General features: G+C 37.7%; 12 protein-coding genes. 5 read left to right on the top strand and 7 right to left on the bottom strand.

Annotated features, from left to right (window positions below; all coding sequences use genetic code 11):
- Positions 1-80 precede the first annotated feature (80 nt).
- The gene (locus V7149_RS07880; protein WP_335345100.1) at positions 81-1,283 is read right to left on the bottom strand and encodes a branched-chain amino acid ABC transporter substrate-binding protein; all 1,203 of its coding nucleotides are present in this window, start codon (positions 1,281-1,283) and stop codon (positions 81-83) included.
- A 237-nt stretch (positions 1,284-1,520) separates the two neighbouring features.
- Entirely contained in the window at positions 1,521-2,720 is a 1,200-nt protein-coding gene (locus V7149_RS07875) for an MFS transporter (protein WP_335345099.1), read from the bottom strand.
- A gap of 352 nt (positions 2,721-3,072) precedes the next feature.
- Between V7149_RS07875 and V7149_RS07870 the strand changes: the two genes are divergently transcribed.
- The 5 genes from V7149_RS07870 (at position 3,073) to V7149_RS07850 (ending at position 8,571) form a co-directional block, all read left to right on the top strand.
- Complete coding sequence (locus V7149_RS07870; RefSeq protein WP_335345098.1) at positions 3,073-4,923, top strand: LTA synthase family protein; 1,851 nt, start codon at positions 3,073-3,075, stop codon at positions 4,921-4,923.
- A gap of 299 nt (positions 4,924-5,222) precedes the next feature.
- The gene (locus V7149_RS07865; RefSeq protein WP_335345097.1) at positions 5,223-6,008 is read left to right on the top strand and encodes a transporter substrate-binding domain-containing protein; all 786 of its coding nucleotides are present in this window, start codon (positions 5,223-5,225) and stop codon (positions 6,006-6,008) included.
- Positions 6,009-6,077: 69 nt separating this feature from the next.
- The gene (locus tag V7149_RS07860) at positions 6,078-6,722 is read left to right on the top strand and encodes an amino acid ABC transporter permease (RefSeq protein WP_335345096.1); all 645 of its coding nucleotides are present in this window, start codon (positions 6,078-6,080) and stop codon (positions 6,720-6,722) included.
- On the top strand, positions 6,719-7,447 hold the full coding sequence (locus V7149_RS07855) for an amino acid ABC transporter ATP-binding protein (RefSeq protein WP_335345095.1): 729 nt from the start codon (positions 6,719-6,721) through the stop codon (positions 7,445-7,447). Before V7149_RS07860 ends, V7149_RS07855 begins: the two co-directional genes overlap by 4 nt.
- Before the next feature lie 212 nt (positions 7,448-7,659).
- Complete coding sequence (locus V7149_RS07850) at positions 7,660-8,571, top strand: cation diffusion facilitator family transporter (protein WP_335345094.1); 912 nt, start codon at positions 7,660-7,662, stop codon at positions 8,569-8,571.
- Here V7149_RS07850 and V7149_RS07845 read toward each other — a convergent pair.
- From V7149_RS07845 to V7149_RS07825, 5 genes are all read right to left on the bottom strand, one after another.
- Entirely contained in the window at positions 8,568-8,864 is a 297-nt protein-coding gene (locus V7149_RS07845; protein WP_191969124.1) for an ArsR/SmtB family transcription factor, read from the bottom strand. The genes V7149_RS07850 and V7149_RS07845 overlap by 4 nt on opposite strands.
- 123 nt (positions 8,865-8,987) lie before the next feature.
- Positions 8,988-9,671, bottom strand: coding sequence for a hypothetical protein (locus tag V7149_RS07840; protein ID WP_335345093.1), 684 nt, complete (start codon positions 9,669-9,671; stop codon positions 8,988-8,990).
- Positions 9,668-10,408, bottom strand: a complete 741-nt coding sequence (locus V7149_RS07835; RefSeq protein WP_335345092.1) for a hypothetical protein — start codon at positions 10,406-10,408, stop codon at positions 9,668-9,670. Before V7149_RS07835 ends, V7149_RS07840 begins: the two co-directional genes overlap by 4 nt.
- A complete protein-coding gene (locus tag V7149_RS07830; protein ID WP_335345091.1) occupies positions 10,389-11,291 on the bottom strand; it encodes an ABC transporter ATP-binding protein in 903 nt (300 codons plus the stop codon). Before V7149_RS07830 ends, V7149_RS07835 begins: the two co-directional genes overlap by 20 nt.
- Complete coding sequence (locus V7149_RS07825) at positions 11,288-11,671, bottom strand: GntR family transcriptional regulator (protein WP_335345090.1); 384 nt, start codon at positions 11,669-11,671, stop codon at positions 11,288-11,290. The genes V7149_RS07830 and V7149_RS07825 overlap by 4 nt, the downstream gene beginning before the upstream one ends.
- Positions 11,672-11,869: the final 198 nt, after the last annotated feature.

Raw genomic sequence — 11,869 nt, 5'->3', positions numbered from 1 at the left:
GAGGGGGTAGGCGCTGGAGGCTAGACAAAGAAGGGTATTTTCCCAATAGAATGGGTTATACCCCTTTCAGCCAATGAATCTTATTTATTTATTTCACCTACAGCTTGTGGCGGATAGCTAACTTCTGCAAATTGATAAATAAATACTTTAGCAAAATCATTGTCTCCTATATCGTCAAAGCTAACTTTTGTCAGAACACCTTGATAGTCCTTCACGGCGCGAACGGCATCTCTTACTTGTTCACGTGTTGGCAATTTGTTGTCATTTGCTTTTATCGAATCTTCAATCGCTTTTAAAACTAGCCCCATTGTGTCATAACCGTAAACTGAGTAGGATTCCGTATTTTTATTAAATGTGGCTTTGTATTTTTCTATGAATTTTTTACCTTCTTCAGTTTTAGTAGAATCCCCTGCTAAAGCAGTGATGTACGTATTTTTAACGGCATCTCCAGCAATTTCAACAAGAGTAGAAGAATCCAGTCCATCTCCCCCTAAAAACGGAACATCGATGCCTTTTTCGCGGGATTGTTTAATTAACAGACCTGCTTCTGAATAGATTCCTCCGAAGAATACTAAATCTGGCTTCTTGGAAAGAATTTGGTTAACAACACCATTGAAGTCTTTTTCTCCGACTGTAATCCCTTCAAACCCAAGAATTTCAGCACCTTTTTCTTCCGCTGCTTTCTTGAAAGCTTCTGCTAGACCAGTACCATATGCTGTTTTATCTTGAACAACAAAGATTTTCTTTGCATTTAATGTGTTAACTGCGAATTCAGCGCCTGCTGGACCTTGAAAGTCATCACGAGCGACGATTCGGTTGACAGTTTTTAATCCTCTATCCGTAACATCTGTTGCTGAGTTAGCAGGAGAAACCATCGGGATCGCATATTTTTCATATACTTCTGATGAAGGAATCGCCACACCTGAGTTAAAGTGACCGACAACAGCGAGGATCGATTTATCTGAACCAATTAATTGTGCATTGGCCACGCCTTTTTTTGGATCCGCTTGGTCATCATAAGGAACAAGCTGCAACTCAAAACCCAATTCTTTAAATTTGGCCTTTTCTTCGTCTAATTTAAGCTGTGCACCTAATTTAATAGCTTCCCCTATCGTTGCACTTCCACCTGAGAGCGGAGTCTGTGTAGCAATTTTTATAACGGCCGAATCCTTTTGCTCACCTGAACCTGAGCTTCCTGTTTCTGTTTTTTCAGCACAGCCAGCTAATATACCTGCTATTAAACCTCCAGTTAACAATAGTGCCAAAGACTTTTTAAACTTCATACTGACCCTCCTATTTTCTTCTTTTTGAAATACAAGCCTTCTCCCTATATATATTTCTTAGAAGTAAAAGTAGGACTATTTAGTATAATATTTTTCGAATACTCAGTCCCCAATGCATGTCATAGTACCTACTCATTTTTATATCATTTACCTTTATACCCTTTTGGAAAAAATAGAAAAAAAGCCCAAGTTGCGGACAATGCCGCCTCTTTGGCTTTTTTTCTTAGTTAGTATTAATTATGTTAATTCAATTTGGCGTGTTTCCCTGCCAAGAAAAACAAGGGTAATAACACCAATAATGATGCTCACACAAAATATGCCGAATATGAAGCCAATTGAATAGCCTGCAGCAACAAGTGAACCCACAAGCAGCGGTCCAAGTATTCCTCCCACCCGGCCGATGGATGCGGCCATTCCAGAGCCAGTGCCGCGAATGACAGCCGGATATTGTTCCGGAGTATAGGCGTACAATGCACCCCACGCTCCTAGGTTAAAGAATGACAATAAAATTCCCGCTGTTATAAGAACGGCTGTCGTTTCAGCGTTGCCGAAAACAAGAGCTGAACCGGCTGTGCCAAGTAAATAGACAGCAAGCACAAATTTCCGTCCTACACGTTCAATAAGCCATGCTGCTGTAAAGTAACCCGGCAGCTGAGCGAGTGTCATGATCAAAACATATTCAAAGCTTTGAATCATGTTAAAACCCTTCATGACCATGACACTTGGAAGCCATAGGAACATGCCATAGTATGAAAAAACGACTGTAAACCAGACAGTCCATAACACCAAGGTGGAGCGGGCATATTTTTTAGACCAGACATCGCGAACGTTTTGTCTAACCGTCCGTTTTTCCACTTTTTTTGGTGAAAATGCTGGAGAATCCGGCAGATTTAAACGCAAGTAAATGGCATAAAAGGCAGGAAGTGCACCGAGAATAAGTGCGATTTGCCAACCAAATGAAGGAATAACAAAATATGAAATAATAGCAGCAAGCAACCAGCCAAACGCCCAAAAACTTTCAAGCAGAACGACAACCCGCCCACGATCTTTAGCTGATACACTTTCCGAAACGAGTGTTGAGGCGACAGGCAATTCTCCTCCAAGCCCCATCCCAACGAAAAAGCGTAAAATTAGAAATGCTGCAAGTGTTGTTGTGAATGCTGAAAATCCGCTTGCAAGTGAAAACATGAGCAAAGTAATGATAAAAATATTCTTTCTACCAATACGGTCAGCCCACAAACCAAAAACTAACGCACCTACAGCCATCCCAATTGAATTAACACTTCCAATCCAGCCCATTTGAGCTGGTGTCAAGCCCCATTCAGTTTTAAGTGCTACGATAATAAATGAAAGCATACCGACATCCATTGCATCGAACATCCATCCTAGCCCTGCAATGCCTAGTAGCTTTCTCTGTGAAATTGTTTTCTCTGCCATGTTGTTCTCCCCCTGTCTTGACAGTTGTCATTACCAGATTACTATAGAAGGATTTCATAAAAAAAACAAGTACTTTTTCATTAATTATTATTTTTTCTATATTTTTCTAAGTTAAACCAAATAGTAAAAAAATCTTTAACACACAAATAATAATGGTTTGGTTATCGAATAGATTCCATTTTATATGGTGATAAATTGTTAAGTCACAGAGGGACAGAAAAAAAAGTTTCCAAAAACTTCAAGGAACTTCTCCTACATAATTTAATTACAATCTCATATATATTGTTTGCAAGACTTGATGTTTGTTTGGTAAAGTTTAGGATGATCAATACGTCAAGAGGTGCCTTCTCCAATGAATAAGTTTCGGCTTGCAGAAGTAAAAAATGTACTATGCCATCCATTTACCTTGATCATGCTTGTTCTTTTTTTAAAAATTACAGCTTTTCAAATTGTTATTTTTGATAACAAATCCATTTTCCACATTCTGTTAATAGAGTTTCCAATGTGGGCACTTGGCTTAACCATCTTCATTCTTTTAAGTAAAAAACGAAAATGGCTAACGATCTGGCTTTATAATCTTGGCTTATCTGTCCTTTTTATCGTTGTTGTTTTCTACACAAGATATTTTTCAACAGTCCCTTCCTATTATGATGTAAAACAAATCTACCAATCAAACTCTGTCAAAGGGACAGTTGCTTTGCTTGGGACTCCTTATGATTTCTTATTTTTCTTAGATGTAGCATTGATTCTTCCGCTAATCTGGTATTTTACAAAATCAAATAGACGAAACAATTTCTTAAATGCAAAAAGATGGGCGATCGGATTAAGCTGTTTAGGATTCGCTACTACCGTTCTTGCCTTTTTCTATCCTTTAGTGGATGTATCCTATTTCGCCAAAAAGCATGGATATATTCAATCCCAATTTGTGCAATTGTATGAACGCGGGTTTGGCACAGCCTTTGCTCAAAATGAACACTTATCAGATGAGGAGTTAGCGAAATTAATAGGCAATGTGTATGTGCCTTTTACTGAGCATCGAACTTATGGCATTGCAAAGGATCGTCATGTATTTGTGATTCAAGTAGAATCCTTACAGGAATTCACTATTAATCAAACGATTGAGGGACAGGAAATAACGCCGCATCTAAATGACCTCTTGAAGGATAGTGCTTATTTCAATAATGTGTATCAGCAAATTGGCGCTGGCAACACATCGGATGCAGAGTGGCTTATGCATACATCCCTTTATCCAGAGGGCATGGATCCAACTGTAAATGTCATTGATGGCAATAAGATCCCCTCACTAGTCCGCACGTTGAAAAAACATGGTTATGGAACGGCTACCTATCATGCGGATGATATTACTTATTGGAGCCGTGATAAATTATATCCTGCACTTGGTTTTGACTATGTATATACAAACAGTGAAATCCCGAACGAGAAACTAATTGGCTTCGGCCCAGCCGATGAAATATTATTTAACTTTGTCGTGTCACAATTACCAGACCAGCTGGAATCACAGGAAAAAATGTATTCAAATATCATCACCCTTACAAGTCATACCCCTTTCGAAATGCCAGCTGAAATGGAATATCTTAATTTGCCCGAAGAATTTAATGGGACATATGTCGGAAACTATTTACAATCAGTACGCTATACGGATGAACAAATCGGATTGTTTATCCAAAAACTAAAGGATCTTGAGATTTATGAGGATTCGATTTTGTTAATATACGGAGACCATTCAGGATTACACGGAGCACCCGTAACAGAAAAGGACCAGGAGTTGTTAAAGGAAACGCTAGGTCATCGCTATAATCTCCATGACCGCTTTACTGTACCTGTTCTTTTCACCGCGCCGGATATTTTTATGGGGGAAACTTACTCTAGACTTGGCGGTCAAATAGACCTCATGCCAACCCTTCTAAACCTTCTTGGAATTGAGCATGATAGGCAAATGATCGGCCATAATCTTTTTCAATACGAAAATAACCTTATTGGGATGCGTTACTATATGCCCGGCGGATCGTTTATCAGCAATAACATACTGTATACTGCACCAAGTGCTAAGCACCCTGCTTCGTTATATGATCGAAAAACCATGAAGAAATCCAAGAACACAAAAGAATTGCAAAAAAAGATTAATAACACCTTGCAAATTCTTCAGTATTCGGACTATATACGAAAAGAGCCATTAAAGTAAACTTAAGATAAATCAGGACCAAATCTATTTTTGATTCGGTCCTGATTTTTTTGTAATAATTATTTAAACGGCTGCAGCACCCTTAACCTTCTTTATATTATGAAAATAATAATATTATTAAATGAATTTATTAAAAGCATCAATAAAACATCCAAAAATAAACTATTTTGGAATAAGAATTTTTTTAAATGCGAAATACTATTTTTTGTTGAATTTAGTATGCGTTTTTAATGTTTTATGATATATTTGTTAAATATTCGTAAAACATCAATAATCAGAATATAGGGAGTGATTGGAAAATGAAGAAATTCAGTTTATTTAGTTTATTTGTTATCCTTAGCCTTCTACTTGCTGCTTGTGGCACAGATAAAAGTGAAGGAAAGTCAGGAGAAGGTTCATCTAGTGATGATTCTAAAGTATATAAAGTTGGAATTGATACTACTTATCCTCCTTTTGAATTTGAAGAAGGCGGAGAATACAAAGGAATTGATATTGAAATAATCAATGCTATTGCAGAAAGCCAAGGAATTAAAATTGATTTAAATCCAATGGATTTCGGCGGAATCATTCCAGCTATGCAAGCTAACCAGCTTGATATTGCCATTGCAGGTATGAGTATTACAGAAGAGAGAAAGAAAATTGTTGATTTCTCAGAACCATACTTTGATGCTGGTATTACATTAGTCGTTAAAAAGGACAATAGCGATATTACAACTTTAGATGACCTTAAAGGCAAAACAGTAGCTGTAAAAAAAGGAACTTCAGGTGCACTATTTGCACAAGAAAATGCTGATAGCAAAGGCTTTAAAGTCGTTCAATTTAATGACAGCCCAGCTATGTTCCAAGAAGTAGCAAACGGAAATGCTGATGCTCTTATTGAAGATTATCCAGTTATCGCTTATGCAATCGCTCAAAAAGACCTTGGATTACAAATTGCTGGTGACCGCTTAAATAACGACCAATACGGTATTGCTGTATTAAAAGGCAAAAATCAAGAAGTTCTAGAAAAGATCAACAAAGGTCTTGCTGAACTTAAGGAAAATGGAAAATATGATGAAATTCTAAAAACTTACCTTGGTGAGTAATAATTCTAGGAAACAAACATAAAAGCGCGCCCTCAAGCGCGCTTTCTTTTGAAAGGAGATGACTTCAAGATGGAGACAATTTTATCTGTTCTTCCTTATTTATTAAAGGGACTGCAAGTAACTGCCTATATTTTTATCATTGCAATCATTCTTGGCTTTTTAATTGGACTTGTTATGGCATTATTTAGACTTTCCCCGTTTAAGATTCTTAATATTATTGCAAAGATATTTGTCGATGCGATCCGCGGAACACCGTTTATTGTTCAATTATTTTTTATATACTTTGGATTAAATACATTAGGCTTTATTTCATTGAACAATACAACAGCAGGGATTATTACGGTTGCTATTAATGCTGGTGCTTACTTTTCAGAAATCATCCGTGCAGGAATACAATCTATTGATAAAGGTCAGACCGAAGCGGCAAGATCTATTGGGTTAACAGGATCTCAGTCTATGCGTTATATTGTACTTCCTCAGGCTTTTAGAAGAATGCTTCCCACCATTACGAATCAATCAATTATTAGTTTAAAGGATACCTCCCTACTTTCAATCATTGGAATTGCAGATTTAACACAGCAAGGCCAGATTCAATCCGCAGCTACTTTTGATGCATTTAACATATGGCTTGCCGTTGGTGTCATTTATTTTATTGTTATTTATTTAATTTCCTTGCTTGCTAGCTTCCTAGAAAGGAGATTTGAATTACGATGAGTATTATACAAATAAAAAATCTAAAAAAGTCATTTGGCCAGTTAGAAGTATTAAAAGATATTAACGCTGATATTAAAGAAAAAGAAGTAGTTTGCGTAATTGGACCTTCTGGCTCTGGAAAAAGCACCTTTTTACGGTGCATGAATCGTCTTGAAGATATTACGGGCGGTCAGGTCATCATTAACGGACATGACATTACAGATTCAAAAATAAATATAAACAAGGTCAGACAAGAGGTTGGAATGGTTTTCCAACAATTTAATCTATTCCCTCACAAAACAGTCATGGAGAACATCACGCTTGGCCCGATAAAGATTCACGGAACAACAAAAGAGGCTGCTCAGAAAATTGCACTTGATCTTCTAGATAAGGTTGGGCTTGAAGATAAGGCCAATAGCTATCCAGGGGAATTATCTGGCGGTCAGAAGCAGCGTGTTGCCATCGCTAGAGCTTTAGCTATGAATCCAAAAATCATGCTATTTGATGAGCCGACATCTGCACTTGACCCTGAAATGGTCGGTGATGTGTTGGAGGTAATGAAGCAGCTGGCTAAAGAGGGAATGACCATGGTAGTTGTAACGCATGAAATGGGATTTGCCCGTGAAGTAGGTGACCGGGTTATCTTCATGGACGGCGGTTATATCGTGGAAGAAAATGAACCAAATGAATTATTCGGTAACCCTCAGCATGAACGTACGAAAGCATTTTTAAGTAAGGTATTGTAAAATTAATGTTCAATATTAATTCAACTTTTTTCTTTTTAACAATAACAAGGCTGCCCCCCTTTCGATTCTTGAGGAGGCAGCTCTTTTTATCCTTTCAAAAATTTTTGAATAATTCATTTGCATTTTTCCAAATATATTAGTTGAAACATTTTACGTCCTTTGTCATACTATATATGAGTATATATTCATATATGAAAATAGGAGGTTTTACTATGGGGCATCATCATGGACATAACCACTCTCATGGAAACATTGAAAATAAAAAAGCTTTATTTATAGCATTTCTCTTAATAGCTGCTTTCATGATTGTTGAGGTAATTGGCGGGATTATGACAAATAGCTTAGCGCTTCTTTCCGATGCAGGCCATATGCTTAGTGATGCAGCGGCATTAGGCTTGAGTCTATTTGCGATTAAACTCGGAGAAAGAAAGGCTTCGGCTTCCAAAACTTTTGGCTATAAAAGGTTTGAAATTATTGCTGCTGCATTAAATGGAATTACACTCATTCTTATTTCACTTTATATTTTTTATGAAGCCTACCACCGCTTTTTCAATCCCCCTGAAGTTCAAAGTGTCGGAATGTTGATTGTTTCTTCCATTGGATTATTAGTCAATATTCTTGCAGCTTGGATTTTAATGCGGGGGGATAAAGAGGAGAATTTAAATGTCCGAAGTGCCTTTCTTCATGTAATTGGAGATATGCTTGGATCGGTAGGCGCCATCATTGCCGCACTGCTAATGATGTTCTTCGGATGGGGAATAGCTGACCCGATTGCCAGCGTCATTGTAGCCGGTCTCATCATCGTAAGCGGCTGGAGGGTAACGAAGGAATCCTTGCACATTTTGATGGAAGGCTCCCCCGTTCACATTGAGATTGAGAAGGTCAAGACAGCTCTTCATAAAATTCCTTTCGTCAATACGGTTCATGATATTCATATTTGGTCGATTACATCTGGAATGCCGATGTTAAGCTGCCACCTTGTCATTGAAAATGATGGGATCCATGATGTCATTTTGCACCATGCCCAATCCATTCTCCACGATGACTTTGGGATTGAGCATAGTACCATTCAGGTTGAAAAAATAGAATTCGGCTGCCCGAATCATCATGGAAGCTGTAATTAATGATGGTTCGCATGTTCAATTGTTTGTTTTAATATATCCATCACATGATCATCATCACAAGAATAAAAAAGGGACGTACCTTCTCGTCTAAATTTGACTAAGCGTAAATTTTTCAGGAAACGAAGCTGGTGTGATACGGTTGATTGGAGCAATGATAGACTTTCAGCAATTTCATTTACCGAATGCTCCCCTTCAAATAATAAATGCAGGATCCGGATTCGAGTCGGATCTGATAAGGCTTTAAAGGTTTGAGATACAATAAAAAGAGTCTCCTCATCAAGCTCCTTTGACATATAAGGCTGTTTTTCCTGTTCCAAAGTTTTCATCCTCCCTGAGGCTGTTCTATAAGGTGCCTGGCTCCACGATAAACATCATCATGAATCGTGGTGCCTGGCATCTTTGCTTTAGGACAGCCCCTATTCATTAACATATTGAAAATCTGCAATTTCGCTTTGCAATTGAAGTGATTTAGGAATAATTAAATATACAGCTAATACTCCATCTCCAATGACATCATTAATTGGATGTTGACCGGTAAATTGATTAATCGTAAATTCTTTTCTGGCTACAGAAATATTTATTATTTGATGGTTAGGATAGTTTATATTTAGTCTATCATCGTTTAACCCGAAATTAACAGGGGGTATTTTATTCGAAAAATCAAATCCGCCCACAATCAAACCATCCGTATAAACACGAGCTTCGATTACACCATCATCATCGTCTTTTCGCTCCACATAAATACGGTCAGCATACCCCGTTATTTCAATATTAAGTGTGTTTTTTGCATAATCATAAGTCTTTGCATGAATTAATTGCCTGCCCTCTAATTGATCAACATTCCCTTCATGTAAAGAATTGTAGAAATGATCTCTTGCCCAATCTTCATTCCAATTTTCCTTCGCCTCCCGACTAGCAGCACGGTCTTGCGGCAATAACGCCAGATAAAATCCAGAAATCAGGAGCACACCAACATATATCATTAGCAGCCAATGCGTAACCTTTACAGTAATAAACTTTCTCTTTGCATTTAAGCTAGTAACAATCATAACCAGGATAATAAATGCAGCAAACAGCAATAAGGTTCCCATGATATTCATCGTCTAACCTCCATCCGATTTAGGATTCCAATGGATCCAATGAAAAATAAGGCAGACGTAACGGTCATTTTTATAATGAACAATCCGATGGATGATTCCTGAAGGTAGACTTGAAAAATATTTACTAAAAATGGCTCCCTATTCATGAAACCATCAAGGAACATCAATCCTATAATCAGGACAGGGATTAAAACAACAAACAGCTTGCTTATTTGTACGAGTGACCCAATAAAATAGCCAATTGCGCTGATACAGAACAAATATAGAATCGTTGCGACAACACCAAGAAGAAATTCTGCAGTTGTTATCGGCATGTTATTAAACTGTTCACCAAAGAAAATATACCTTACAACTAAAGGTAAGCTTCTAGCTAACATCGCCGTAATTCCGCCGAGGATGCTTGCTGAAAATAGAAAGATGATATTGGCTAAGCTGCTGCTCAGACGATTAGTTACGAACGTAAAATCAAAATGACGATGGGGCTTCGTTGTAATCGTAATACCGGTAACTAAAGCCCAAATCATTGTGAAAGCAATGACAACATCTGCAGATAAATAATTAACACTTAAAACCATGCGATCTGATGAAGAATGAAATGAATGGGCCCCACCCATTGAAAACAGCATAGCTAGCAGCTGAATTCCGACAAGGGCACTAAATGAATCGATATTCGCCTTTAGCTTGAACAGATATTGCCTTTTTACAATATCCGTTAAATTAACGGCCCTTAAAGACATCGTCAATTCCCCCCTTCGTTTCGTTCGTTAAGTAGACACATAGATCACTAGGAGCAACAGCAGTAACCTCCACTCCTGCAAGTTTCGCTTTCTGCAATTCGGTCTCTAAGAAATCATTTCTCACAATCGCGTACAGTGTGTTTCCTCCAATCAGCTTTTCATAAACAATCTCACGGTCCTTAATCAACTCTTGAATCACTATTGTTTCCCCTTTTAAACCGATGCTCCATTCCTTTAGTTCTTCCATCGGCATATGCAAATGATTTCTTCCATCCTTAATCAAAAGAACATCCTCCAACAAATCTTCAATCTCATCTAAATGATGGCTAGAGATGATAATGCTCCTTGGATGTGCAAGATAGTCCTTAAGCAAGGCACGATAGAAATCCTTCCTGACCGCTGCATCCATTCCTGTTGTAGGTTCGTCAAAGATCGTTAATGATGGACGGGCTGCTAAACCAACAATGGCATTGAATGTACTAGTCTTCCCTTTTGAAAGGCGATTGTGATAATGCTTTGGGTCAAGGGAAAAATAATTAATCAGGCGTTTGGCCAATTCCATATCCCAATTTGGATAGAATCTGCTCGCCTCCTCTAATAATTCATAGAGCTGAAGGGCTGGAGGAAAGTTCATCTGGTCATCTACAAATATGGAATTCACTGAGACATTTAAACTGTTAAAAGGGCGTTCCGAAAAAACCTCAATGTCTCCCGATGTTTCTTTAATGAAACCAGCAATTATTTTAAGTAAAGTCGTTTTGCCGACTCCATTTCGGCCAATTAATCCAGTGATTGTATTTTCTTCAATTGTAAAAGAGAGATTATTTAAAACCTTTCTCCGAAAATAGGTCTTCGTCAAGCCCTTGCACTCTATCACCTTCATTGCTCACCCTCCCCAGATTGTGCATCCTTTATCATTTCAATTAATTCTGTTTCACTAATATGCAAGCGATTTGCCTCTAACACAATTTCCTGCACTAACCGCTTCAATGTTTGATTTTTTCGTTTATTCATGATCTGTTCTTTTGCATTCATTGTGACAAACATGCCCAGCCCCCTTTTTTTGTAGAGGATGGCTTCATCAACTAAAAGATTAAGTCCCTTTGCAGCAGTTGCCGGATTGATGGTATACATTTCAGCTAATTGATATTGGGAATAGACTTTATCATCTTTTTTAAAATGTCCATTCATAATCTCCGTTTCAATCCATTCCGCAATTTGTATATAAATAGGCTTTGTTCCGTCTGTATTAAGAATCGTCACCGCCTCCTCACATATAGTACATTACTGTTGTAATGTACTATATAATAAATTGGAAAATAAATCAAGTTTAGGAGCTAAAAGGGGAAAAGAGCGGAGTAAAATATATAGAAGCTTTTCATTGCCCGTAAGTTTCTGCATGACCCTTTTGGAGTTAATGAATAGTCCTTTCTTTTACCGCAGGATTCCTTTTTTTCCTTC

Source organism: Bacillus sp. JJ1503 (assembly GCF_036965125.1).
Classification (GTDB): Bacteria; Bacillota; Bacilli; order Bacillales; family Cytobacillaceae; genus Cytobacillus.
The sequence above is the reverse complement of the archived record's forward strand: the minus strand, read 5'-3'. Positions and strand labels throughout refer to the sequence as shown.